Origin of the sequence: Bacillus sp. AM1(2019) (genome assembly GCF_009906915.1) — a bacterium.
GTDB lineage: Bacteria > Bacillota > Bacilli > Bacillales > Bacillaceae > Bacillus > Bacillus velezensis.
In genome coordinates this window covers 2273234-2296927 of record NZ_CP047644.1, presented here as the reverse complement: position 1 = coordinate 2296927, position 23694 = coordinate 2273234, and the positions used below count along the sequence as shown (strand labels likewise).

The following is a 23694-nucleotide window of genomic DNA, read 5'->3' as shown; positions in this document are numbered from 1 at the left end:
GCAGAGTATGATTATTTGCATTAAGATACAAAAATATTTGCATTTAAATGCAAATAGGCAATATAATAATTGTATATCAACCAAGATACTTCAAAATCATCAGATATTAAGGAGGGGTCACATGGATACTTATTTTGCTTCTGTCATTGACAACTTAACTCGAAATGATCTGTATATTCTAGGCTTATTGAGCGATGAAGGGGCTGATTTAAAGTTTAAATCAATTAGGAAGAAAACCATTCAAGCTAAAACTCAACTAACTGATGCTACTTTTAGAAAGAGCATTGATCGTCTTGAGGCCTTGCAGTTTATTAATATAGTGAAAAACAGTAAAGAGCATACAATTTTTATTACTCAATATGGTCAAGAAGCTTTGAGATATCAATTAGAAGGGGAGAGGGTTTAATGTTTGGATTTATTGGAGTTGGTCAGGCCGGTGGAAGTATAGCGGATGAAGCAATGAAGAGAGGATTTCATTCTGTTGCAATAAATTATTCACTTTCAGACCTTAATTCATTAATCAATATTCAAGATAAGCTTCATCTGGTAGGGACAGAAGGAGTAGGTAAAGACAGAAACGTAGCAGCGAAACATATGAAAAATAACTGGGAGTCCTCTATTGAGTTCATAAAGAACACAATGGAAAAGCCTTCAGTACAAGTTATTTTCGTAGTTTTTTCTGCAGCTGGTGGAACCGGTTCAGGGGTAGCCCCTATATTATTAGAATTGTTAAACGAATGTCTTACTCATAAAACAATAGTTGCTGTACCAATCCTCCCTGACAACAATGAGGTATTGGTTAACCAGATGAATTCACTGGAGTTACTTGATGACTTATCTATGCCAGAGACATGTGTTTTACCTTTGGATAATCAAATGGTTTTGAGTAAACATGAAGGAAACATCTCTGAGAGTAGGCTTTACAAGGAGACAAACAAGCTGTTCCTGGATTTAATTGAAGTCTTACTTAATTACACGGACAGAGGATCCAAGATCAGCACACTAGACAGGAAGGATTTAAATCAGCTTTTTGATACGCCAGGAATCATGACTATTGCCCAAACAAACCTCAATGAATTTACAAATGAGGGCAAGTATTTTGATAAGCTGCATGAAGATATACAGAAGTCGTGGAACAATTCGATATTTACTCCTGTTGAGTTTACAAATGTGATGAGAGCTGGAGTTATCCTAGATGTTCATGAGTTCTTAACGGAGCATATATCGTATAATGAGCTGTTTAATGTCTTTGATAACAAGATGCCTTTAGACTTATTTAAGGGGCATTATGATAAAGGTAATAGGGCGATAACGATTCTTAGCGGGTTAACCTGGATCAATGAACGGATGAAGCAGTTAGATGATTTAATTGAAAATGGAAACACTGAAGTTAAAGAAACAACTGTTTATAAAGCGAAGAATCGCCGTAGAAAGGATTTATTCAAGCCGAGGAAGCTAGAGAACAAGGAATCGAAAAAGACCTCGTATATGGAGGCACTGAAGAGACTAAAGCGCTAATTTTAAAGGGAAGCTGCCTACTAAGGTGGCTTTTTATTTTGATTTTTTATGACCCCCCTTAGTGATCGTGAGCTAAAAAAGTGCGTATCGTGAATGAAGATCGGAAAGGGTTAATTAGTTGATATAGCAATGTTTTAGAGCTGTCAAAGGGGATAATAGGTGTTTTGTGATCGTAAAACGTAGACAGGAGAGAGGAAAAGTGGACGTTGAGTTAAAAATTTGATGAAAAAGGGAAGAATGAGGGGTAGAAAAACATTGATACTATAGGCTTTTACGATAGCGATTACGATGTGAAAATAGGCTGAAAAATGGGAAAGTGAAAAAATAAGTTGGGTGTGGAAATGGAAGTGCTAGGGGTACATTTGTTCCTGTTTTTTAGCCTTTAGATGTTAATATACCCCCTATATATTGGTATTGAATTCCCTATATAAGATACGTTATGTAGGGTTTTTATGATTTGTCTGATAAATTTAGACTTCTAACACAATTTCAAATGAAAAACAATATTTATTTTTGAAAAAATAATAAAGCGGTCAATTTAAAAGTGAATACCCATTCATTAAAAATAATCGTGTGTATAACGAAGGGGAATGAATCGAAGTGTTATCTTTCCTATACAATTTTCATCTAATCCACACACCTATTTTATATTCACTCTAATCATATACCTTCATCTCATTACATCCACCATTACATATCCTCATCTTGCCTAATCATCTCTATCCGTTTCCTTCACCACACATCATCATATATCCATCCCATAACACACTAACAAACCATCAGAAGCATTCTAATACACCTAGAATCAATTTTAAATTAATCATAGTATTATTGGGTGCCCAATCCACATACACGCCTTATACAGCCTATAAACACCCATAAATAATGTCCGAAATAATTTAAAAAAATCCGTTTTAAGAGTAAAAATAAAATGACTTTGTAGGAAAAATGTGTTATAATAGAGTTATTGGAAAGGAGGTGAAAAGAGTGCTTGAGAAAGTGGGTATAACAATTGCTTTCCTTATTCCTATCACGGTTTTAATCATCAACTGTTTAACGATAGCTGAGAAGATTCAAAACCTGATGAAGAATAAGAAAAGCAAAAAGAAAAAGCGTACACGCAAGCGCCTCCGTAGCAAGAGACAACGCAAACGTATACGCCGATAAACCTCTAAAGGGGATTAAGTTCCCCTTTAGTTACTACCCATATTATAACATGGACAAGCACATTGTAAATATGAAACGATTCTCATTATGGTTTACGAACATAACATTTATTGTTTTATTCTTATTGTTCCTCTTCATCAAAGATTACTTCAGCAGCGGAACACAGTCGCTTATTACAGGTATCTTCATAGTAACGTGTATCATCATCATTTTATTATGGATCGCTTACTTTGTATACGCCAAAAGAAGGTAAACAAATCTAACTGACATCACAATTAAAGGTGCCTATAGAGGTGAGTGGGACAGAAAAATGGATTGACACAAATGAACCTGGAGAAATTTCATCTATGTGATTCATTTTCATTTTCCAGGCTGGAAGGATACTTTAATGATCTTGAAGAGAGAACTAACAATTGAATTTAAGACATAAGAAGGAGCGGTATATTGTTTATCGTTCCTTTTTAAAAAGAAATTATAAGGAGTTAAAATGAAAGGAATATATCAGATAACAAATAAGCATAATGGAAAAAAATATATAGGAAGTAGCATAAATGTATTCAAACGTTGGGAACAACATATAAATGATCTACATTACGGAGTTCACCATTCTCATCTCCTTCAGAAAGATTGGGATAAACATAGCTTAAATGATTTCACATTCGAAATATTGGAGCATGTAGAAAAGAAAAAGGATTTATTAAAAATAGAACAGATGTGGCTAGATGGAGAGGACACAGACTGTCTATATAATGTTCTAAGCTCCACTACAATGCGGAGCATTTCAGCTCCTTCTAGTTTCGTAGAAGATGTGTTTTATTGTAAAAACCTTTCAGCGAGAACTCTGCATCTCTTAAAGAAAAACTTAATAATCCACGAGAAGAAAGGTAAGTTGCTTCATAGCGGAAATAACAGATACGACTACAGTAAAACTTGGTTCAATAAAAACTCTGGTGGTGCTGTGCAACAATTAAAATTGAATATGAATAATTATTTTTATAATCAAACAAAATCAACTAGTCAAGAGCGTTGCTGGACAACATTCACACAATATGCGAGACAATTAGAATTCAAAGGAAACAAGAAAAGATTCGTGCCTCTCAATGGTCAAGAGCTAAAGGAAAAGAAAAGTTATCTGTGCTTTGCAGCCAATTGTTTCCCAAACTCGTTTTTGATTGCGAAATATAACGAGTTGTCATCTCTAGATGAAGATACATACGCTTTATCTTTGATTTTAAAATGGATAATAAACTGTGGCAATATCAATAAGCCTTTAACAGTGTTCATTCCTTCGATGAGAATGGAAAAGCTGCTTTCACAATGGATATATAATATTTAAGGGGGAAGTCTGTATATATTATGAATAAAATTAAAATAGTTGATTCGGTTATGGGGAGCGGTAAAACATCTGCAGCGATTAACAAAATGAATTCTGCCAGTAAAGAAGAAACCTTTATATTCATCACACCTTATTTAAATGAAGTTGAGCGCATAAAGAAAAGCATAAAGTCCAAACAATTTTTCGAACCTAAAGTAAAGAAGAAAGGTGATAAAACACAATATAAGTTTGAATCCTTTCACGAACTCTTATCACAGAATAAAAACATTGTGGCAACTCATAACCTTTTTAAAAATGCAAACGACGAGACAAAGGAACTTATACTTGCAGGTAATTACACACTGATATTAGATGAAGTCATGGAAGTAGTGGAACAATTACAGGTGAAGAAACATGATCTAACAACACTGTTTGATTCCAATTTGATCTATGTTGAAAACGGTTTTGTCAAATGGAATGAAGAAAAAAAAGACTATGAAACACGATACGATGATATTCGAGATATGGCTTTAAATAACAACCTAATGTATTTCAAAGACAATATATTGATTTGGAACTTTCCTGCCGACGTATTCCAGTTATTCAAGGAGGTTTACATACTTACATATATGTTTGATGCTCAAATACAAAAGTATTACTACGATCTGAACAACATTAAGTATCAAAAGTACATTTCAGCTTACATGGATGGGCAGTATAGGTTCATTGATCACAGTACTGATTATGAAAGGAGCTTTAAGAAAGAGTTAAGAAACAAAATAAAAATATATGAAGGTAATCTAAACACAATAGGACAACTGGAGTTTTCACTGTCTTCTAATTGGTATAAAAATAAATCACCTTACACAATCAAAAAGGTGAAGAACAATGTATTCAATTACTTTAATAATATTGTTAAGTCGTCAAGTGATGAAGCTATGTGGACGACTTATTCAGACCATAAGAACAGAATAAAGGGTAATGGGTATACAAAGGGGTTTGTCTCATGTAATGCACGTGCAACAAATGAGTTTAAGCATAAGAAACACTTAGCATATACAATAAACAGATATACGAATACTGTTCTGTATAATTATTTTAAAGAAAAGTACAGTATTACAATAGACCAGGACGCATTTGCATTGTCTGAGTTAGTGCAATGGGTATGGAGGTCAGCTATTAGGGATGGAGAAGAAATAACTTTGTACATACCTTCTTTGAGAATGAGGAAGCTGCTTACAAACTGGCTCGATACCTGATAAAGAGGACAAACCTCTTAAACTTAAAAAATAAGCCAGTCATATCAAGGGTTTTAGAGCCTAAGTCTTAAGGAGAACCAGAAAAATAATTAAATAAAAAATAATAAATTCGTCCGTAAAGAAAGTGCCTTTACGGCCGTCTCGTTTCAGCAAGCTGAACCTCGATAATATGTTTTTCTTTTTTTAGAATAAAAATAAAATAACTATTGAATATTTAAAGTGATCATGTTAAAATTAAATCAAGTCAAAGGATTACATACATTTAGAATAAAAATAAAATTATTATAAAGAATGGAGAGGTTGAAAATGACAGCTGTTTTAAGAATTAACGAAGAGTTAAACGGGATTGAACTTTATTTTGATAGTAAACCAGAACAAGAGGTTTTAACTCATCTTAAATCAAACGGTTTTCGATACTCTGGATTCAAAAAATGTTGGTGGAGCAAACGGACAGAAAAATCAATGCAGGTCGCTAATGGTGTCACTAAACAAGAAATCTCATCTTCTAAAACAATCACAAAAACCAAAAAGAAAGCTAAGGGTGTAAATATGAGTCTGTGGGATGCAACACAATGGAGTGAATTAGAAGTAAATAAGGAACAAGAAGTAAAAGAAATGGCAAAGGAAATAAGAAAGCATATAAGACAACGTTTCCCACAATGCAAATTCTCTGTTACTACTGGGGGAAGCTATTTACATAGCACTATTAACATCAAAATCAAATCAAGTCCTTATGAAAAAGGCTCAGCTTATTTGACTGCGATTTATGATTATTGCAACAGTCTTTTAAACAATTATCGCCATTGCTACAGCCCATCAGATCCATACACTGATTATGCAGGTAGTTACAATTTCTATGGTCGTGTTTCATTAGATTGGGAATACACAGTGACAGAACAAACAGAAGAAATTAAAGAAGATATGACACTGTTTGATTCAAAGATGGAAGAATTCGAAAGAGCCGAGAAAGCGAGAAAAGAAAAAGAACTTCAGGAATATTTTAAAGAACAAGAAATCAAAAATGCTGAATATAAGAGACAGCAACAAGAAGAAAAGAAACAAATTGAAAATATCTATAGCAGAATTGTAGTAAAACAATTGAACGAAGAACAACAGTATTTTGTTATTGATTCACAGTTCGCAAACTTAAATAAGAATAGCACACTTGATCAATATAAAGATGAGGTTACCAAAGGAGATTTTACTCTCGAAAATGTAAAAATTACAAAAGAAGTGCATTTCAATACTGAAGAAGCTTTAAACAACTTTTCTAACATGCTTTTAAATGATTTTGATTTTCTTGCGGAAACCGGTGGAAGCTTTACGGAGGACAACAGAATCAACTCAATGATTGATTATTACAATATGGACGATCTAGAAAAGAACACAGTCAAATGGAATTTATATGGCGTAGGAGTGTACTACGGCGGGAAATTGCAGTTTGTTATAGACGCTCAAGGCTATTCTTATGCGAGATATGTTGGCTTAGTGGATAATGCCAAAATTGAAAAGTCGATTTCTCATAAACAAGCGGTAAAAGATGAAGAATTGCAGGAGTTAAAACATCAAGCGGGAAAAATAGAAGATCTTTCTAGCTCAGTCATTGAAGAATTAAATATATTTGCAACCTGGAATAATGAAGACTGGGACAAATATAAAACTTCACTTAAAGAAAAATTGAAATTAAATAATTTAAATTTGAGTAAAAATGTTATCCAACAAGCAGATGCAGAAAAATTAAAAATTGCTTTATACAGAATTCACCATGAAGTTGACAGCATTCAAGAACAATTTAAAAATGCTGATCTTGAAAAAGGTGAAAAATATACTCTGTTTTACATATCGGATCTTGGATCTTTAATTACTGAAAGAATAACATATGACAGTTACCGGCCAACTAAATATGCCCAATATGATAATGCAGTCAAGTTGACATACCGGCCTGAAAGTAAAAGAAAATTATATTTTCGTCACTTCTATTCAGAATTATTGATGTTCAAAGGGTGGCACTCGCTGCCCGAAACAGTATTGAATAATGTAGAGGTTAAACCAGATGGAATGAAAATAATTCATAGTAAGTACCACTCTTGCGACAAAAGACAATTCGATGAGGTTTTAGGTTATTTAAATAAAAAAGGCTTCAAACCAATAATCAACACTTATAAGCCTAATCTATAAACTAATGAGGGGATGGGAAAACATCTCATTCCCTAAAAAGGGGAGCTCAAAATGTTTAAAGATAATCCGGATTTTTATCCGACACCACCACAGTTAATCCGAAAAATGACATCTAAAGTAGAATGGAAGTACATTAACTCCGTTCTGGAGCCCTCAGCAGGCAAAGGGAATTTAGTAGAAGCTATTCACAATCAATTTAAAAACACCAGCAACTATAGAAGGAATTCGAAATATGACATTGATACAATTGAACAAGATGAAAACTTACGACACATACTTAGAGGCAAAGATTACAGAGTGATTGCAGATGATTTTATGACGTTTAACACTTACAAGAAGTATGATTTGATTTTTATGAATCCACCTTTTAGTAGTGGTGTTAAACATTTATTAAAGGCGATTGAATTAATTGAAAAGCAACAAAGATCCGGCCAGATTGTTTGCTTATTGAACGCCGAAACATTAAAAAATCCGTATTCAAATGACAGAAAATTTCTCATACGTAAACTAGAAGAAATAAATGCAGAAGTCGAATACATTCATAACGGTTTCCAGGGTTCAGAGCGAAGCACAGAAGTTGAAACGGCACTAATATACATATGCATTGAAATGCAAGAATATAACAGCGTTCTAATAGAAGAATTGAAAAAAGATGAGTTTCATAGAATTAATGAGGATTATAAAGCAACACAGTTGGTGAATGCAGACTTTATAAAAGGGATTGTAGAACAATTCAATTATGAAATCAAAGCGGGTTTAAAATTAATCAATGAATACAACAGTTTGAAACCCTTAATGCTGCATAGTTTCAATGATGACAGTACTCCAATATTGAAGCTGCAAATTGATAAGAATACCGAAGAAAATGACATAGAGAATGCATATATAAAACAAATTAGGGCGAAGTATTGGAATACGTTATTTAACAATGATCAATTTATGGGGCTCTTCACAAGCAATCTGAAACAAAAGTATTTGCAGCACGTTGAGGAATTAAAAGATTATGATTTTTCTTTGTTCAATATCTATACATTAAGAATTCAGATGAGTAAAGAGATGACGCAGGGCGTAGAAGATACAATACTTAACCTTTTTGAAGAATTTAGCCACAAGCATTACTATGATGAATCATCAAAAAATGTGCACTTATATAATGGGTGGAAAACAAATAAATCATATAAAATTAATAAAAAAATAATTATTCCATTGAACGTGTATAGCTGGCTAGATGGTCGGTATAATCCAACAGACTATAAGGTCTTAGAAAAGTTGAAAGATATCGAAAAAGTTTTCAATTATCTTGACAATGGATTGACAGAAGACATAAATATTGTTGAAACTTTAAATTTAGCTGAGCATTATGGGGAGACGAAAAAAATAGAGTTAAAGTACTTCTATGTAACTTTTTATAAAAAAGGGACATGTCACATCGAGTTCAAAGATATGGAAATTCTAAAGAAATTTAATATCTTTGGCAGCCAAAAGAAAAACTGGCTTCCTCCTTCGTATGGCAAGGTAAAATATCAGGATATGACGGCAGAAGAAAAAGACGTAATTAATGATTTTGAGGGTGCGCAATCTTACAGTGAAACGGTAAAGAACGCTTCTTATTATATCCTGGATACATTGAAGCTTCTCATGCTTACATCATAATAAAATACGCACTTTTAGAATAAAAATAAAATTAGTATTGATTATTTAAAATGGTTATGCTATACTTAAATCAAGTTAAAACAACAGCGGAGCATACATATTTCAAGGATAAAAATAAAATAAAATGCATATTTTAAACAGAATGGAGTAATTAAGATGAATGAACAGTACGGAATCAACTATTACAATATAAGCGAGATTGAAAATAAGGCATTAAACGAAGGTATTGTATCAGAAAAGGAAATGATTTTTCTTAACAGAATTACAACCATTGGAGAAAGAAACCTTTCTCTTCTGTCTAAAAAAGACAGAATAAAAAGAAAGTGTATCTTAAAGCGTCTCAACAAGTTATGCTATGACATCTGAATAAAACAACAATTTGAAATAGAATGGAGAGAATTGATTTGGATAAAAGTCAATTAATAAAGGTTGGTTCAACAGTATATCTTAAACCAATCAATAATGCCGCACGATATGGAAGAAAAGATATTCTAGAGAAAGTTGTGTTAAAAAAAGGAAGGAAATATTTCTATGTTGGAAATACGGGAGAGACAGAAATAAGACGCATGTTCAAATTTTCTTTAGAGGATATGACAGAAGTGACAGAATATAGTCCTGACTGGGAACTTTATTTGTCCAAACAAGATATTATTGATAAGGAAGAGAAGAAAAAGTTAATTTTCAATATACGCTCAGTCTTTGATAGATGGTCATCGGTTGATTTAACGTTAGATCAATTAAGAAGGATACATGCAATCATATCTGAATAAAACACAGTTTTAAAGAGGGGAGAATAAAGCATGACAAAATCAAAATTAAATGAAAACATTCTTCAATTCTTACTGGACAACGGCTTTAAACTAAAGGAATATGAAGATCAGGGGTTGACATTTTATTCTAAGGAAATAAAAGACAGTCAAACATTGAAAAGATTAATTGAACATCATTATGAACTCGAGGAAGATGAAGAGATTAATACAAAAGGAGTAAGCTTTACTGTAGAGATACAGACAAATGGGGAGTCACCTCAATGGGTCTTTACTGGTAGGCATGAATTGTTTGGCATTCTTGAAGGTCAACAGCAGTTTTTTGAATATGTAAAAGAAATTAAGCCATTAATTAGTTAGGCAACTGAGACTAAGGAGAGATGAACAATGGATGAGCTACTGATCAAGTGTGAAGAGTGTGGGTATAAATGGATTGGCGATGACTTTGATGAAGACTGTCCATCTTGTGAAAGCGAAAATATCAAAGCTATTTGATGAAACGTTAGTATTCCAAAGCCTATTTTAAATAAAAACACCATTTCATGCTAAACAGGATTCGGGCTGCCTACATAAGAACAGCCCTTGCAGTTAGCTCGCAATCCTTGTTTTGACTGGTTTGTTTTTCTTGATATTACGTAATTTAAGAGCGGGTTTTTCCACTATTCTGTACGAAAGAAATGCGGATTTAGCAGTAACAGCAATTAGGGCTATGATCAGCGGGTAATCAGACAATGTTTTATTAATTCCAGTGTATAAGAAGATGTTGATGATCACCATGTGCCATATGAAAATCCCCATACTGATATCATCTAACCGGTTCAGCTGCCACAATATCTTCGGCCCATTGTACCCGAACCAAATGATTGCATAGCTCAAGGGAATGAACCATAAAAAGCTCCATAATGTGCTGTTTATTGAGCTGAGATGTAGAAGGTCAAATTTAAAGAATAAAAATAAAATTATAGAACAGAAAAATAAAACGATATGCTGCGGTGACTTGCTCCATGCCTTAGCCCAGAAGATGCCCAAAGTGAAATAAAACATCTGCGGCAGGAAAGAATGTAAGTACAGGTTACCGAACACACTGCCAGGCGCGAACTTTAAAATTATGAAAGAGACTAACACACTGAAAGCGGCAACAGCAAAAGAGCAAAGAATCATTTTTTGGAATCCGAAACGTTTATAAAACCAATAAATTACGGGTAACACCAGGTAAAAGCTAATCTGAACAGGAATTGTCCAAAGTGAATCGTTAAGGCGACCTGTGCCAATGTGATGGAAGATGTCAGGGAAGTATTGAGGGTACAGCACAAGATTGCTCAGAAGCCATATCCAGTACTCTTTAGTAGTGAATACCGTTAATGAAAGAGCTCCCAGAACAATTAGCAGCACAGTGGAGGCAATAGCATAGGTGTAAATTGCGGGTGCGATCCTGATAATTCGGCTCCAATAAAAATCGATTACATTATTTCCTTTAAGCTTGGATCTCTCATAAGAAGTGAAAAGAAAAAACGCGCTTAGAAAAAAGAAGATTGATATGCCGGTGTGAAATATTGCTTTGCTCTCTGGGGTATAACCAAAGACAGAAATGTTTAGATCTCTTGTAGCATGACCAACTAACACACACAGAGCAGCAAACAGCCTGATAACAAAGAAACAGTTAGTATGTTTTACGTTCATTAAAAGAACCTCTTTCCTATACCATATGGCGAATAAGCAGTAAAAGCTACTTATAGGCAGTGATGATTATATCATAAAATTGGCAGAATCGTTCTTTAAAATGAATTAAAATAAATATTTTTGTTCTCTATAAAGGTGTAATATCATTATAAATACATGTAGATACTCATAGATTTATGAATATCTAGCTATATCATAGTTGATACAGAAAAATGAAGAATCTGCGTGCCTGTTCACTCTACTTTAATCTCAAGTGTTGTATAATTTGGGAAGAGGGGGAGTGGATATGAAAAAGTTGGGTTTGAGTATTGCTGCATTGTCTTTAACTTGGTGTTTGAGTAGCGGAAGTACTTTGGCTAAGATTACAAAAGATGAACATAAGGTCAGCTTTAAAATGACTGAGAATGAAACGGGCTTTTTTATGGCTGATGACACCAATCTCGAATATTGGCCAACTAAGTTGGGATACAGATTCACCATCTACAATGCTGAAGGTTGTACATTAAATTTTAAACTCCAAAGAATTACACTGGCAGGTTATGATTTTACTCTAAGTGAAAAGAATTTCACGGGAAATCATTTGAACTTGAGCGCAGAGGATAAGGTGAATGGTGATGCAAACAGGAATCATTACTTAAGTATCACAAAAGGAACCGGCTGCGGTGACGTCTGGATTAAAGGCTTTTATGGATTCGAACATGATGAGCCGGATGATGATTGGTAAGCTTAATACATAGTCAAGGTATATCCTTGACCTTTTTTATGGATATAATGATAATTTAAAGTGATCATACATAATGAATGTGGGGTAGTTAAATTGATTAAATCAAATTTAAAACCGATATTAGACGAAAGGAATATCAGTATTCGAAAGCTGTCCAATGATATTGACCATGGTTTTAACACAGTTAGGAAGCTGTATCATGATGAAATGGAGCGGTACCCAAGAGACCTGTTAGATAAAGTCTGCACATATTTAGACATTGAGCTGCATGAGCTGTTGATTTACAAAAAAGATTAAAAAGATATTGATCACTTAAAGTGATCATGGTATACTAAAGTTACAAGAACAGTAAATACTTACAAATTTTCTGGGTCTACATAAAATCGTACTTTTATGGAAAAGGTGAAAAATTAATAAGGAGAACATTAATGGATTTGTATAGAAAAGCTAAAAGGCTAAAAAAAGACTTATCGAAACATGAGGAAATTAATGATTCTTTGAAAGAGCTTGCATTTGATATTTTTAAAGAGTTAACAGTAAAACCTGAATTCACAGACAAAAACACCAATGATGTTATTAAGGAGGAAAAAATTAATATAAATACCTTTTCAAATAAAGAAAGGTTAGACATTTTAATTGAATGGGCTATTGAAATATATCCAATATTAAGTTTTATTATTGATAAATGCGATATTCCAATAGAAAGAACGGGTGAAGATTTAGATGTTTTTATGGAGAATTTATATTCAGAATATATTGCAGAATTGTCTAAGCTTCCACCTACAACATCATTCAACCCTTTAAAAATAACCAAGATTGAGTCTTTTGCAAAACAAATTACTAAAACAATTGATTTATACTTAGACGGATCTGTGCATCAGGCCTATGTTGAATTCGCAAAGGGGATGGAGGAGTTTTCAAAAGAGGTAAATATTAAGAACCTCTTATACAATATTGATAGTATACGTATTCCTAATGAATTATTTAGAATGAGGTCTAGTAAAACTAAAGTTCTTTCTTCTAAGGAGGACATGTTTCATATTCCCTTTGAGATAAGGGGTATTATAAAAACACAACGTTTTAGTATACCTGGATTTCCTTGTCTTTACCTTGGTAGCTCGGCTCAGGTTTGTTGGGAAGAAATAGAGAGTCCTGATTATGAAAGTATCTATACTTCAGTTTTTCACCTTGAAAATGATGAATTGAAACTTTTAAATTTGAGTATTTCACCTAAAGAACTCGCTGACAACCTTAAAAAATTTTTTGAGCTTAGTGGTGATTATAAATTTGATGATTACTTGATGACATGGATTTTAATATCTGTGTGTACAATAAGAGTGAAAAATAAAAGCGATGTTTTTAAACCAGAATATATAATTTCTCAATTTTTACTTGAATGGGTTAAACAGTCAAAGTCTTCGGAATACTGGGGAATCTGTTATTTGTCTTCTAAGATTAACAGACAAACAATTGAAAATTACAAGCTATATAAGAATTATGCTATTCCTGTTAGGCAAAGAAAAGACAGTGGACATTGTTCGTTATTGGGCGATACATTCCAAATATACGACCCCGTAGCTTGGGAAACGTTCCAAAGTCTTAAGGACTCACCAGAATCGCTTCCTTTCAAAAATCCATTATTTCCAGAAACCGAAGGGACTCATCATGATTACCATAAAACAGAGTTGGGGAGACTAGAGGCCTTTTTAATTAGATATAGATCAGTTGTTAAAGACTAACTGTAACTGAATATCTAAATAAAACTACGATTTTAAAGGGGGGATGACTTATGGCAGCCAAAATGATAACTGTCTGGTACAAATACGAAGATAAAGGCAACGAAGCCAAACTAAATCATATTGAAGATGGCTGGGTGGACGGAGAATACCCAAAGCCATTAGATATGTCATTCACAAATCAAGAAGCGTGGAAGAAAAGTGATTGGGAAAGGAAACATGCTTACTTAGATGAACAATATCGAGTATTGAACGTTCCACAAGCAAATTGGATTAAATAATGCGAGCTTGGGAGGGGAGTATACGTGATAAAGGTTTACACAATAGGTCATAAGATACCAGAAAAGATTAAGTCCTGCATCACTGAGTGGAATTATTGGTCTTGGATTGTTGCAGCAAATAGTGAAAAGGGTAATAAAAGTGCAAAGCGGCTTATTGAAAAGATTGAATCGGATCCAGACAAAATTGCGGAATATAAAACTGCAGACGGAATTGAAGTATATGTAAGCTACATGATTCCAGTGAAATAAAAAAGAGCATTTAAATGCTCTTCTTCATACCACATCTACGACACTCACGTAAAAACACACCACTTTTCACTGAACTCTTGAATAAAGCGTAATCACAGTTGTCACAGCGTCCATATTTAACATCGGGGTACTCCTTATAATCATATACAACTGTTACATCGTAGCCATTAGTCTCAAAATCTTTCTCTTCCATTAAATTTCACCTACACAAAGTATTTAACACTACTATAATACCAGACGATGTATATAAGGAGGGCTTTAATTTGATTGGAATAGCATATTTCTTAATACTCTGGCTGGGTATTGGCTTTCTATCTGGGTTTAAAGCTTTATTTGTTGATCAGGTTTACGATGAAGAATTTAAACAGGAACTGATTGATTCATTTTCACCAGGTATGGAGCAGAATATGATTGAACTGTTCTTTAAGAATAAAATAAATATCATGGTGTTTTACATATTAATTGGATTGCTGCCACTGGCCATAAAAATTGCTGGTCTGCTGAAGAGGAGTTAGCTATGCCGGTTATCGATAACTTTTTTGTTATTCAATTTGAAAATGATGATTACTTCAAGTCATTTAAATTAGATGGAAGTGGTTATAAGACATCTAAGGGGCTTCATGGCGCTTCTAAGTTCACTACAATGTCAGAAGCTTTAGTGATCGCAAATGAGCTACATACGGAGTTTAAAGCCACTTCTGCCATAAGGCAAATTGAAGTTATTACTAGGTGAGGAGTGTTCAGGTGTACTGGATTGAATGGATTGAGGATGGAGAGAAAAAAAGCATTGTTGCGGATGGATGGATTGAATGGGCCACAATCCTGGAAGACCTTTATCAGCAGCGATTTGAATATGTTGAATGGAATACCTTGTGAACGGATGAAATTAACTCGTATTCAAGAAAGGAAGGTTAGATTTTGATTGACTTTTTATATAATAATATTCAGTGGATTTTTAGCGGTGTCGGTCTACCTATTGTAGGTTGGATATGCTTAAAGTGGAAGAAAACAAAAAAGGAAGACATTCATGATACAAAATATAATCAACAAGGCGGGGACAATTCAGTTAATATTCAAGGGTGTAATGTAGAAATAAATGATTTTAAAAACAAGGGTGATAAATAGATGAAAAAGACTTGCTCGCAAAGTGGAGGAGATCACTCCGTCAATATCCAAGGAGAGACTGTACATGTAACGGGGCTATCATATGGAGATGCAAAACAAATATGTAACGATATTTTCAAAGAAAATTTTTATAAGCTTTCTCAAGAAGCTAATAAGATTGCTACAGAAAGAGCAAATACTTTAATTGAAGGTTTTCTAGAACAATTTTCTAAGAATCCCAATTTACCTAATCGGTTTTCTGATCCTGACTTGCAATATATAATTTATGTAGCACAAAGGGATTTTGTAAGGTCTGGCGAAAAATATCTATACCAGATGTTAAAAGAATTATTAGTTGAACGGACTAAAGAAAAGGATAGATCGTTTAAACAGGTAGTTCTCAATGAAGCAATAGAAGTTTCTTCTAAGCTAAATACTGAACACATTAATTTACTAAGTCTGCACTTCCTTTTATCTGAAGTAACTTTTCCGTGCCAAACAATAGGAGAATTAAATTGTTTGTTAAATAAATATGCAGTGCCGTTTCTGCCAAAAAAAATCCCTTCATTAAACCAGATGATGCATTTAGAGTATTGTAAATGCGAGAACTTAACAAAAGGTCAAAATGAGCATTTTTCTTATTTGATTCACATGGCATACGGTGGGATATTTCAAGCTGGTTTTGATCTTGAGCACTATCTTAAGACATTTCCTTATCTAGATTCAAATATCCTAAAAGAAATGGTTACGCCTCTTTCAGACGAAAATAATTTATATAAGTTCAATGTTCAGGGATTTTTTCATTTATTAGATAAAATTGAAATTTTGGGTTCAGTGTTTATTCAGCATCAAAGTAAGATTATTGATTTTTATAAAAACCATCTTAAATCAGAAAATGAAATAAGTTTGGCTATAAGCAGATATGAAAGTATCCGTAAAGTAAATGAAATATGGGACAGAACTACTCTTCCTGAGTTTAGAATGACCTCCGTTGGAAAGGTTATTGCTATTACTAATCTTAATCAAAATACAGATTTAGATATTAAATTAGAAGAAGCCTTAGCTAAATAAAATTACAATAATAAAAGACACAGTTGTGAAGAAAAATTGTGTCTTTATAAAATACGAATTTTAAACAGATAAGTATTCCTTAAAAAATAATTAGCATAAAAATAAAATAAATACTTGTAATTCTGACAACTCTAATGTATATTATAAACAAGGGAACATTAGTTGGGAAGGGGTGGAGTAACCAATGAATCTTAAGCAGATGATTAAGAATGAATGTGAAAAAGACAGCCAGCTCGCAGCGAAACTCTCAAAAATAGCAGGGTACGAAAAGGTTAATGGTTTTTACAAATTCATCAACACCCCAGAGAAAGAAATGGACAACTTAGGCGGTTTAATTAATATTGTTAAAAGCTTGTTTCCTGATAATGAGGAGCAGCTTCTAAGTGATTACTTCTTATCACTGGATCCCAACAAAAAATGCGCTAGACAATCTGTTGAATACTCCGATATCAATCAATGGGATTCATTAACAGACAAGATTATTTTAAATTTATGCCACTCAAAAAACACAACAAGTCAAGAATGGGGTAACATCTACAACATACATAGAAAGCTATATAAAAACGAAATCTCAATACCAGAAGCAATAAGAGAATGTGGGAGATGTAAAGCTCCAGAAATGTCATTTTTTTCAGATGCAATGCTGATGTATAAATACTTGAATATTGGTGAGTTCGGATTGATGAAAAGCACCTTAACACTTTTAGATTTTAAAAGCTTACCAGAAGGATTTATAAAAGATTCGTACAAAAGTAGAGTGTCAATGTTAAAAGCGAATATAAGCTTAAACGAAAACAATTTAATCGAAGCAAGGAAACATTCAAATATTGCAATAATGCAGTCCAATGTGAACCGAATATGTTTCTTTGCACATCTGACAATAGGTAATACCCTAATTTTCGAAAATTATGAAGAAGCTATGCTGGCGTATGTTGAGGCAAAGAAGTATGTTCTGAATGATACTCATGAAGAAATGCTAAATGGCGCTCTTTGCTTCTTAGCTAATGTATGGAACAAGGAAAATCTATGGGTTAACTATGAATCAAATGAAATCAAATATCAACAGCTAAGGGCTTTTTATTACATAAAAAGTAATAATCTCGACAAGGCTAACGAATTATTAGAAAGCTTATCAAAAAGAGATCAAGATGAAAATGAATTAGGATTTTATTTTTATTATAAAGGTTTAATATCGAGGCAAAAATCTGATTTTTTTAAATCAATAACATATTTTAAAGAATCAGATGATAAATATTTTATCCAATTGGCAATAATAGAACTCGAAAAATTAGGCTGTGACCCGGAGCTGCTAAATTTAATTTAGAATTTAGTACTTGAAAGGAGGTGAATTTAATGAAAAAAATTATTTTCGGTACAGCCATTTTAGCATCATTAGCAATTTCATTCATTGCAGGTCAACATTCAGTTAATACGGCATCAGCTTCTGATGAGATCTCTGTAGCAAGTGCAATTCGGGGAGCTTAATAATACAACAGGATACTACATAATCAATGGTTAGACGTTTGATCCAGTGGATCAGGCGTCTTTTCTAATTTTAAGAGAATGTTCCAGAAATTCATAATATAAAAAACAAGAACATGGAGGAATTAAAATGAAAAAGCATTTCGGACAATCACTTTCTTATGAGGATATGGCTAAGGGATACATGGAAATGGGAGACCTTAACTTAGAAATTTCCCAGGAAGATAATCATCTTGAAAATGAAGCAGATATGGTTAGATCAAAATATAAAGCAAAGGTATCCTAATGAAGATTAAAGACAAATCAGCAGACATTTTAACACATACAAAGGGGATGTGTTATTTGTCTTGGATAAAAATAAAATAAATTGTTGCATATTATTCTAGCAACATATATAATGAAGTTACAAGATGAACGTTGTTGGGAGATGAAACAATGGAAACAACCAGTGCCACTCAAAAGGAAGAGTTGAAGATTACATCATTAAGACAATATCAATACATAAAACAACTAAAGAACTTCACACGAGTCAATCTCCACCTAGAGGATCCAGATGTGTTTACACCTAATAATGTAACTACAATGAGAAAAAATCATAAAGAATACAACCTCATTAAAGAACAAAAAAATTCTATAAAATGTATTTAAGGAGTAAAAATAAAATGAATAATAAATATTATACAGAAGAAAACAAGGCTAAAGTTTGGAAAAAGCATATGATCGTTTTAAAGTTTCTAGAGCAGCCTGAGATAGCAGTAGCTTATAATGAGTTCCTACGAAGAGAAGCGACAAGTGATGAATGGGTTGGGTTCGAAGAGGAGCTTTATGAGGAATTGACGGGGATGCCAATTATAAACGTCTGTAAGGACGAGAGGGTAAATGTCCTAAACTGAATTTTATTATAGGATAAAAATAAATTAGGTGTGATAAAATGAATACAGACATCTTAATTAACGCTCTTAAAGAATACGACATGTTAAAGCAAATGGAAATCTGTAACGCCAATATAATGCTGCTGAGTAATATTCAAGGTGAGAATGAATGGATTGTTGCGTGGAAAGAATTTGATCAATACTTAATGAAAAAAATGATATGAGGTGTCATTATGGAAGCTCAAAAGAAAGCGTCAACACTAAGGGATTATTCAATATACAATAACATAAATAGGTGGTTTGATGAATTAGATTTAAGAAACAGGGATCGAGAAACTGGAGAAATTGAAAAGTCTAATACTAGAGCCACGTATGAAAGGCATATAAGAGAGTTTTTCAACCACTATGCTGCCAAGGATATTGAATATTTAACTGAGAGTGACCTGGCGATCAAGAAGAGCGACCTGTATGATTATCGAACTCATTTGGCTAAAAATAAAAGTAACTCCAATTCAACAATTAACAATAAGATTGCCGCACTGAAAAGTATGATTAAGTATCTTGAATCTGAACATGAGTGTGATTCATCTGTATTTAATTTTAGACCTCTTCCAACAGAAAAGAACCCAGCAGGGTCTTTTGAAGGAATATCTGAAGCTGATGAATTTGCTGAGGCAGCGTATGTTACTGAGCGTCAGAACAGATTAATGAAAAAGATGTTTATTTTGTTTAGTGCACGTACTGGTGGGCGTAAATCAGAGGTGCTTAGAGTTGGGTGGGATGATATTACTTATTCAGAAAAGCACCAATGCTATCTCGTCAACTTTAAAAAAACTAAGCAAAAAAAGGCTAGGCCAGTTGGAATTTCCACAGCTTTCTATGAAGAGTTGTTGCTGTTAAAGCAAGAGTATGGGGAACATGAACTGTTATTTCATAAGTTAACAGTTGATTCAATACAGGATATGTGGAATCGCGTATGTAGAGTTATGGGTATTCCCAAAGAAAGAAAGATAACTCCGCATAGTTTACGCAATACTGCAACAAACTTTTCTTACAGCGTTAATAGTGATATTAAAAAAGTGGCAGCATTCTCTGGTCACAGCAATATCAATACTTTAAATGACCATTATTTAGTCAATGAAAGGGATTATTCTCAAGATCCAGGGGTTTTGGTTGATCAAAAAGAAGACATGTCCTTTTTAGAAGATGTTACCTTAGAGCAATATAAAGAATTCTTTTTAAAATCAGACATGTATATACAGAGTAAACTTAAAATGTTTTTGAACAAGTGATATAAATAATCACATAAAAGCTTTACTTGCTTATGAAAATAATGATAAATTTAATATGATTATGTGAGGTGATAATGTGTCTGAAGTTTTGTTAACAACGGATAAACTTTATAAGTTAAAAACTGAAATAGAGAAAAATCTTATTGATATTAAAAGTGATTCCAATATGGTGAAGGAATTAAAAGCCACAATGGCGGACAAATACAAGGCACTCCCTGGTTATATCCAAGAAATTTTAAATAATAATGATAACAACGTACAGCGTTTAAACGAAAAAGAAGTGTACATTGTTTCAAAAGAGATGTATTCAATTCTTGGGGCTCCAGCTTTAGATCCCTCAAATTATTTTCCAACCAGATTGGCAAAAGAGCTTGAAGGTGGGAGAGTATTCGCCGGTGAAGAAGTAGTTAAGCTACCATACAAGTTCAAAAATGTGATTAAAATTAAAGAGGATAACTATGTCACTTCCATTACTGCCAAGGAACTTAGCGAGTTATATAATAGCTCCATCCTGCAGTACAATTACAATACTCAGCGTGAAGGAAAATACATTAAGGGCAGCCTTATCCCTGTACCTAAAACAAACCCTAAATCAGTTGATGAGATCAAAGAATTGTTTATTAAAGGCGATTTAATTGTATCAATGTTAACTTTTAACGCTCGTCTTGGAACATCTGATGGTGATGAAGAAGTTGAATATGATCCAAGCGACCAAACCCTCACTGTAACACGAGGAACCTTATTAGATGCTCTTGATGGATATCATCGAATTTCAGGTATTGTTAAGGCCATTGCTGAAGTCCCTGAATTAGATCAACCATTCATTTTAAATGTGCTCAATTACGATGAAGAAAAGGCTAAGGTTCACTTTGCTCAAATGAATACCATAAACCCAGTTGAAAAATCCAGAATTGAAGAATTGGGACAAAAACGGTATTCTTCAACCGTTGTCGAGCAGCTGAAATTTAAAAGTGAACTTAAAAATAAAATAAGCCCACAAAGTGAAATTGGTATCGATAGCAATTTCCTTGTAACATATTATACTTTATCAGAAGCTATAGACGATGCATTTGAGCTGAAATCTCGAAAAGATGCGTTGAAAATTGCGAAATACTTGGTAGACTTTTTTGATAACCTTTTTTATGCCTTCCCAGACGAATTTCTTGAAGATGATTTATCGTCCATTAGAAAGCAATCATACATTAATCATAACGTAATGTTTTACGGTTATGTTTATTTGGCCAAGAAGATGAAGGAAAACAATGTAGAACTAAACAAGCTTGAAAATATCCTTAATACGATTGACTTTAGTAAAAGCGGAAGAGTGTTTGAAGAATTAGGAAGACAAAATAATGAGAATCAACTAAAGAATATTATGAAGAAGAAACTTAAGCGAATGTTTTATGATGAAATTGCTGTTGTTTAAAGCCTAAAGGAGAATTTAATATGAGTGAAATATATAATGCTGAATTGAAGGAAAAGTTTTTAGAGAAATACGAAAGTGAAGCAACAAGAAACCATTATTGGCTAAGGCTAAGGGATTTCTCAGCTACAGAAAAAATACTTCAAAAAGACATATTTAATTTTTCTTTGGAAGAGCTGCGTACGTTATTTTTCGATTTGGATAGCAAATCTATAGACTCATTAAGAGGAGCACGAGCTGTAATTGGACAATACACAACCTGGGCAATGGAAAATGGCTTGGCAAACAGTAACATCAACAAAGTGTATCAGATACAGGATGGTGACTTAAAGCAGTTTATAGATAAAAACAAAAAAACACTATTCACCAATAAAGAAGTAGAAGAGTATGTTGATTTTATGATTAATTATCAGGATAAGGCCATGATACAGGCTATTTATGAAGGTATAGATGGTTATCAGCATTCAGAGTTATTGAATTTAACAGGTGACGATTTACTCGATGATAACAAGGTAAAGCTAGTAGATGATAAACATGGTGTAAGAATAATTACTGTAAGCGATAAATGTTATGAGTTACTTAAGCGTGCTAATGACCAAAGAACATATCATCTTAGCAATGGTTCGCCAGATAGTAGCCTTAAAAACAAATTTGCCACATTAGTTAAAAGCGAAAATATTTTTAGGCTAAAATATAAGAGCTCTAATCAGAGTATGAAAGCTGACAAATTTTTAGTTCATCGTTCTTTTAGTCAGTTTCAAAAATTTTTAGAAGAACCCTTCTTTACACCTAAAAATCTTATCAATTCAGGAAAGCTCAACATGGCGTATGCGATATATAAAGAGAAGGGTGAATTAAAAGTACCTGATTATAAACAAATAACTCGACAATATGGGTTCTTGAATGAAGACGCGGAGTTTAATTCACAAACACTGAGGAAAGTAGTGAATATGGAGAACTTAGAAAAATATTGTATCAAGTCTGAAGTAATTGAGACTAATTCTTAATCCCTGTTACAGGGATTAACTTTACATAACTTTCAGAGTAAAAATAAAACAAATGTGAGTTAACTCGTGGTATTTTTAAAAAAATATCAGGATTTTGTTCATATTTTTCAGAATTCGACAAAGTTAGACAGAGACAAATTTGTACATATGCAGTAAAATAGTTCTATACACTAAAAAGGGTACAAGGAGGTTCGCTAGGTCAAACTCCCTAGCGATTAAGTCAATGTTTGATTTTCCATTCATAGAGGTCTTCAATCGAACAGTTTAGGGCAATAGCAATGATTCTCGCTGTTTTTATATTCATAGAAGGTCTAACGCCATTAGCGTAATCACTTAACCTTTGCTTACTGATGCCTGTTAGGTTCGAAAGCTGCCCTAGGGACATTCCTCTACGTTCAAGGAGAATGGATATCAAACATTGTCCGATTTCAACCTCAAGCATCGGACAACCTCCTGATATAGTATTGCTTATCATACTATATCAATTCTTTCCAAGTTTTTAAATGAAAGAAAAAAGATTTGCCACTAACTAGGTAAAAGGTTATAATTAAGTCAACAAAAAAGGGAACGTAGGTTCGGTTAATTACTACCAGAGAGAGGGAAACGTATGTCAGAAAAGGATTATTTCATTCAAGGGGAGCTGTGCATACCTTTTTTCGGCAGAATAAAAGCCAAGAATGAAGAGGAAGCACTTTTGTTCGCATATCAATCAATTAAAAAGAAATTGAGAAATAAAACAGGAAAAATGGGGTTTCTTCAAAAAGATCATGAAAAATATGAGGCACTATTTGATGTAGATATCATGTGTACAGAGGATGCTGAATTAACAACCTCTTATGCCGAAGAAATAGACGATTCGTTTGAAAATGAGGATTATAAATCTTCACAATTGTTATCATCGAAGTAAAAATACATA

32 protein-coding genes are annotated in these 23694 nt (G+C 33.2%); 29 read left to right on the top strand and 3 right to left on the bottom strand.

The window, feature by feature from the left end; all coding sequences use genetic code 11:
* The first annotated feature begins 121 nt into the window (after nucleotides 1–121).
* The 9 genes from GNE05_RS11275 to GNE05_RS11235 all read left to right on the top strand — a co-directional run bounded on the left by GNE05_RS11275 (nucleotide 122) and on the right by GNE05_RS11235 (nucleotide 10217).
* Entirely contained in the window at nucleotides 122–406 is a 285-nt protein-coding gene (locus tag GNE05_RS11275) for a hypothetical protein (protein ID WP_021493592.1), read from the top strand.
* Nucleotides 406–1518, top strand: coding sequence for an FtsZ/tubulin family protein (locus tag GNE05_RS11270; RefSeq protein ID WP_160182807.1), 1113 nt, complete (start codon nucleotides 406–408; stop codon nucleotides 1516–1518). The genes GNE05_RS11275 and GNE05_RS11270 overlap by 1 nt, the downstream gene beginning before the upstream one ends.
* A 987-nt stretch (nucleotides 1519–2505) precedes the next feature.
* Entirely contained in the window at nucleotides 2506–2685 is a 180-nt protein-coding gene (yonT, locus tag GNE05_RS11265; RefSeq protein ID WP_038458712.1) for a type I TA system toxin YonT, read from the top strand.
* A 487-nt stretch (nucleotides 2686–3172) separates the two neighbouring features.
* A complete protein-coding gene (locus tag GNE05_RS11260) occupies nucleotides 3173–4021 on the top strand; it encodes a GIY-YIG nuclease family protein (protein ID WP_160182806.1) in 849 nt (282 codons plus the stop codon).
* 20 nt (nucleotides 4022–4041) lie between these two features.
* The gene (locus GNE05_RS11255) at nucleotides 4042–5259 is read left to right on the top strand and encodes a hypothetical protein (protein WP_077722264.1); all 1218 of its coding nucleotides are present in this window, start codon (nucleotides 4042–4044) and stop codon (nucleotides 5257–5259) included.
* A gap of 306 nt (nucleotides 5260–5565) precedes the next feature.
* Nucleotides 5566–7437, top strand: a complete 1872-nt coding sequence (locus tag GNE05_RS11250) for an LPD29 domain-containing protein (RefSeq protein WP_201741783.1) — start codon at nucleotides 5566–5568, stop codon at nucleotides 7435–7437.
* Nucleotides 7438–7488: 51 nt separating this feature from the next.
* Nucleotides 7489–9090, top strand: coding sequence for a DUF4942 domain-containing protein (locus tag GNE05_RS11245; protein ID WP_160182804.1), 1602 nt, complete (start codon nucleotides 7489–7491; stop codon nucleotides 9088–9090).
* 404 nt (nucleotides 9091–9494) lie between these two features.
* Complete coding sequence (locus tag GNE05_RS11240) at nucleotides 9495–9860, top strand: beta barrel domain-containing protein (RefSeq protein WP_021493579.1); 366 nt, start codon at nucleotides 9495–9497, stop codon at nucleotides 9858–9860.
* Nucleotides 9861–9890: 30 nt separating this feature from the next.
* Nucleotides 9891–10217: a hypothetical protein gene (locus GNE05_RS11235; protein ID WP_021493578.1), complete on the top strand. Its 327-nt coding sequence runs from the start codon at nucleotides 9891–9893 to the stop codon at nucleotides 10215–10217.
* A gap of 228 nt (nucleotides 10218–10445) precedes the next feature.
* Here the strand turns inward: GNE05_RS11235 and GNE05_RS11230 are convergent, their stop codons facing one another.
* Nucleotides 10446–11537, bottom strand: coding sequence for an acyltransferase family protein (locus GNE05_RS11230; RefSeq protein WP_160182803.1), 1092 nt, complete (start codon nucleotides 11535–11537; stop codon nucleotides 10446–10448).
* 286 nt (nucleotides 11538–11823) lie between these two features.
* On the opposite strand from GNE05_RS11230, the gene GNE05_RS11225 reads away from it, so the two are divergent.
* The 5 genes from GNE05_RS11225 (at nucleotide 11824) to GNE05_RS11205 (ending at nucleotide 14527) form a co-directional block, all read left to right on the top strand.
* The gene (locus GNE05_RS11225) at nucleotides 11824–12261 is read left to right on the top strand and encodes a hypothetical protein (RefSeq protein ID WP_201741782.1); all 438 of its coding nucleotides are present in this window, start codon (nucleotides 11824–11826) and stop codon (nucleotides 12259–12261) included.
* A 93-nt stretch (nucleotides 12262–12354) separates the two neighbouring features.
* Nucleotides 12355–12558, top strand: a complete 204-nt coding sequence (locus GNE05_RS11220; RefSeq protein WP_014470137.1) for a helix-turn-helix domain-containing protein — start codon at nucleotides 12355–12357, stop codon at nucleotides 12556–12558.
* Between the two features lie 131 nt (nucleotides 12559–12689).
* Nucleotides 12690–14000 (top strand): RES domain-containing protein, encoded by a 1311-nt coding sequence (locus GNE05_RS11215; RefSeq protein ID WP_160182801.1) that lies wholly within the window; start codon nucleotides 12690–12692, stop codon nucleotides 13998–14000.
* Between the two features lie 50 nt (nucleotides 14001–14050).
* Nucleotides 14051–14278: a hypothetical protein gene (locus GNE05_RS11210; RefSeq protein WP_160182800.1), complete on the top strand. Its 228-nt coding sequence runs from the start codon at nucleotides 14051–14053 to the stop codon at nucleotides 14276–14278.
* Between the two features lie 24 nt (nucleotides 14279–14302).
* On the top strand, nucleotides 14303–14527 hold the full coding sequence (locus GNE05_RS11205) for a hypothetical protein (RefSeq protein ID WP_160182799.1): 225 nt from the start codon (nucleotides 14303–14305) through the stop codon (nucleotides 14525–14527).
* Nucleotides 14528–14537: 10 nt separating this feature from the next.
* Here the strand turns inward: GNE05_RS11205 and GNE05_RS11200 are convergent, their stop codons facing one another.
* The gene (locus GNE05_RS11200) at nucleotides 14538–14720 is read right to left on the bottom strand and encodes a DUF8096 family protein (RefSeq protein WP_014417903.1); all 183 of its coding nucleotides are present in this window, start codon (nucleotides 14718–14720) and stop codon (nucleotides 14538–14540) included.
* Between the two features lie 70 nt (nucleotides 14721–14790).
* On the opposite strand from GNE05_RS11200, the gene GNE05_RS11195 reads away from it, so the two are divergent.
* The 14 genes from GNE05_RS11195 (at nucleotide 14791) to GNE05_RS11140 (ending at nucleotide 22778) form a co-directional block, all read left to right on the top strand.
* Nucleotides 14791–15042, top strand: coding sequence for a hypothetical protein (locus GNE05_RS11195; protein WP_160182798.1), 252 nt, complete (start codon nucleotides 14791–14793; stop codon nucleotides 15040–15042).
* A gap of 2 nt (nucleotides 15043–15044) precedes the next feature.
* On the top strand, nucleotides 15045–15260 hold the full coding sequence (locus tag GNE05_RS11190; protein ID WP_053574292.1) for a hypothetical protein: 216 nt from the start codon (nucleotides 15045–15047) through the stop codon (nucleotides 15258–15260).
* Between the two features lie 11 nt (nucleotides 15261–15271).
* Nucleotides 15272–15403: a hypothetical protein gene (locus tag GNE05_RS11185; protein ID WP_108702409.1), complete on the top strand. Its 132-nt coding sequence runs from the start codon at nucleotides 15272–15274 to the stop codon at nucleotides 15401–15403.
* A 42-nt stretch (nucleotides 15404–15445) separates the two neighbouring features.
* Entirely contained in the window at nucleotides 15446–15652 is a 207-nt protein-coding gene (locus GNE05_RS11180; protein ID WP_053574293.1) for a hypothetical protein, read from the top strand.
* A complete protein-coding gene (locus GNE05_RS11175) occupies nucleotides 15653–16702 on the top strand; it encodes an LPO_1073/Vpar_1526 family protein (RefSeq protein WP_053574294.1) in 1050 nt (349 codons plus the stop codon).
* Between the two features lie 184 nt (nucleotides 16703–16886).
* Nucleotides 16887–18026 carry an AimR family lysis-lysogeny pheromone receptor gene (locus GNE05_RS11170; RefSeq protein WP_160182797.1) on the top strand — a complete coding sequence of 380 codons (1140 nt, stop codon included), beginning with the start codon at nucleotides 16887–16889 and terminating at the stop codon, nucleotides 18024–18026.
* A 29-nt stretch (nucleotides 18027–18055) separates the two neighbouring features.
* A complete protein-coding gene (locus GNE05_RS11165) occupies nucleotides 18056–18187 on the top strand; it encodes a lysogeny pheromone AimP family peptide (protein ID WP_021493559.1) in 132 nt (43 codons plus the stop codon).
* 127 nt (nucleotides 18188–18314) lie between these two features.
* A complete protein-coding gene (locus GNE05_RS21020) occupies nucleotides 18315–18470 on the top strand; it encodes a hypothetical protein (protein WP_201741781.1) in 156 nt (51 codons plus the stop codon).
* 149 nt (nucleotides 18471–18619) lie between these two features.
* Nucleotides 18620–18832, top strand: coding sequence for a hypothetical protein (locus GNE05_RS11160; protein WP_014472000.1), 213 nt, complete (start codon nucleotides 18620–18622; stop codon nucleotides 18830–18832).
* A gap of 14 nt (nucleotides 18833–18846) precedes the next feature.
* Entirely contained in the window at nucleotides 18847–19077 is a 231-nt protein-coding gene (locus tag GNE05_RS11155; protein ID WP_014471999.1) for a hypothetical protein, read from the top strand.
* A gap of 38 nt (nucleotides 19078–19115) precedes the next feature.
* Nucleotides 19116–19280 carry a hypothetical protein gene (locus GNE05_RS21015; RefSeq protein WP_021493556.1) on the top strand — a complete coding sequence of 55 codons (165 nt, stop codon included), beginning with the start codon at nucleotides 19116–19118 and terminating at the stop codon, nucleotides 19278–19280.
* 9 nt (nucleotides 19281–19289) lie between these two features.
* The gene (locus GNE05_RS11150) at nucleotides 19290–20348 is read left to right on the top strand and encodes a tyrosine-type recombinase/integrase (RefSeq protein ID WP_021493555.1); all 1059 of its coding nucleotides are present in this window, start codon (nucleotides 19290–19292) and stop codon (nucleotides 20346–20348) included.
* 76 nt (nucleotides 20349–20424) lie between these two features.
* The gene (locus tag GNE05_RS11145) at nucleotides 20425–21774 is read left to right on the top strand and encodes a DNA sulfur modification protein DndB (RefSeq protein ID WP_014417909.1); all 1350 of its coding nucleotides are present in this window, start codon (nucleotides 20425–20427) and stop codon (nucleotides 21772–21774) included.
* Nucleotides 21775–21794: 20 nt separating this feature from the next.
* Nucleotides 21795–22778: a phage lytic cycle repressor MrpR family protein gene (locus GNE05_RS11140; RefSeq protein WP_062623451.1), complete on the top strand. Its 984-nt coding sequence runs from the start codon at nucleotides 21795–21797 to the stop codon at nucleotides 22776–22778.
* Between the two features lie 220 nt (nucleotides 22779–22998).
* On the opposite strand, the gene GNE05_RS11135 is transcribed toward GNE05_RS11140, so the two are convergent.
* On the bottom strand, nucleotides 22999–23220 hold the full coding sequence (locus GNE05_RS11135) for a helix-turn-helix domain-containing protein (RefSeq protein WP_021493552.1): 222 nt from the start codon (nucleotides 23218–23220) through the stop codon (nucleotides 22999–23001).
* A gap of 165 nt (nucleotides 23221–23385) precedes the next feature.
* On the opposite strand from GNE05_RS11135, the gene GNE05_RS11130 reads away from it, so the two are divergent.
* Nucleotides 23386–23685, top strand: a complete 300-nt coding sequence (locus GNE05_RS11130; protein WP_020954129.1) for a hypothetical protein — start codon at nucleotides 23386–23388, stop codon at nucleotides 23683–23685.
* Nucleotides 23686–23694 lie beyond the last annotated feature (9 nt).

Coding starts and splice junctions, on each gene's coding strand:
- GNE05_RS11245 (WP_160182804.1), top strand. CDS start 7,489: ATGTTTAAAGATAATCCGGATTTTTATCCGACACCACCACAGTTAATC.
- GNE05_RS11135 (WP_021493552.1), bottom strand. CDS start 23,220: ATGCTTGAGGTTGAAATCGGACAATGTTTGATATCCATTCTCCTTGAA.
- GNE05_RS11150 (WP_021493555.1), top strand. CDS start 19,290: ATGGAAGCTCAAAAGAAAGCGTCAACACTAAGGGATTATTCAATATAC.
- GNE05_RS11165 (WP_021493559.1), top strand. CDS start 18,056: ATGAAAAAAATTATTTTCGGTACAGCCATTTTAGCATCATTAGCAATT.
- GNE05_RS11215 (WP_160182801.1), top strand. CDS start 12,690: ATGGATTTGTATAGAAAAGCTAAAAGGCTAAAAAAAGACTTATCGAAA.
- GNE05_RS11255 (WP_077722264.1), top strand. CDS start 4,042: ATGAATAAAATTAAAATAGTTGATTCGGTTATGGGGAGCGGTAAAACA.
- GNE05_RS11260 (WP_160182806.1), top strand. CDS start 3,173: ATGAAAGGAATATATCAGATAACAAATAAGCATAATGGAAAAAAATAT.
- GNE05_RS11270 (WP_160182807.1), top strand. CDS start 406: ATGTTTGGATTTATTGGAGTTGGTCAGGCCGGTGGAAGTATAGCGGAT.
- GNE05_RS11230 (WP_160182803.1), bottom strand. CDS start 11,537: ATGAACGTAAAACATACTAACTGTTTCTTTGTTATCAGGCTGTTTGCT.
- GNE05_RS11130 (WP_020954129.1), top strand. CDS start 23,386: ATGTCAGAAAAGGATTATTTCATTCAAGGGGAGCTGTGCATACCTTTT.
- GNE05_RS11190 (WP_053574292.1), top strand. CDS start 15,045: ATGCCGGTTATCGATAACTTTTTTGTTATTCAATTTGAAAATGATGAT.
- GNE05_RS11170 (WP_160182797.1), top strand. CDS start 16,887: ATGAATCTTAAGCAGATGATTAAGAATGAATGTGAAAAAGACAGCCAG.
- GNE05_RS11160 (WP_014472000.1), top strand. CDS start 18,620: ATGGAAACAACCAGTGCCACTCAAAAGGAAGAGTTGAAGATTACATCA.
- GNE05_RS11140 (WP_062623451.1), top strand. CDS start 21,795: ATGAGTGAAATATATAATGCTGAATTGAAGGAAAAGTTTTTAGAGAAA.
- GNE05_RS11155 (WP_014471999.1), top strand. CDS start 18,847: ATGAATAATAAATATTATACAGAAGAAAACAAGGCTAAAGTTTGGAAA.
- GNE05_RS11200 (WP_014417903.1), bottom strand. CDS start 14,720: ATGGAAGAGAAAGATTTTGAGACTAATGGCTACGATGTAACAGTTGTA.
- GNE05_RS11175 (WP_053574294.1), top strand. CDS start 15,653: ATGAAAAAGACTTGCTCGCAAAGTGGAGGAGATCACTCCGTCAATATC.
- GNE05_RS11225 (WP_201741782.1), top strand. CDS start 11,824: ATGAAAAAGTTGGGTTTGAGTATTGCTGCATTGTCTTTAACTTGGTGT.
- GNE05_RS11210 (WP_160182800.1), top strand. CDS start 14,051: ATGGCAGCCAAAATGATAACTGTCTGGTACAAATACGAAGATAAAGGC.
- GNE05_RS21020 (WP_201741781.1), top strand. CDS start 18,315: ATGAAAAAGCATTTCGGACAATCACTTTCTTATGAGGATATGGCTAAG.
- GNE05_RS11250 (WP_201741783.1), top strand. CDS start 5,566: ATGACAGCTGTTTTAAGAATTAACGAAGAGTTAAACGGGATTGAACTT.
- GNE05_RS11275 (WP_021493592.1), top strand. CDS start 122: ATGGATACTTATTTTGCTTCTGTCATTGACAACTTAACTCGAAATGAT.
- GNE05_RS21015 (WP_021493556.1), top strand. CDS start 19,116: ATGAATACAGACATCTTAATTAACGCTCTTAAAGAATACGACATGTTA.
- GNE05_RS11235 (WP_021493578.1), top strand. CDS start 9,891: ATGACAAAATCAAAATTAAATGAAAACATTCTTCAATTCTTACTGGAC.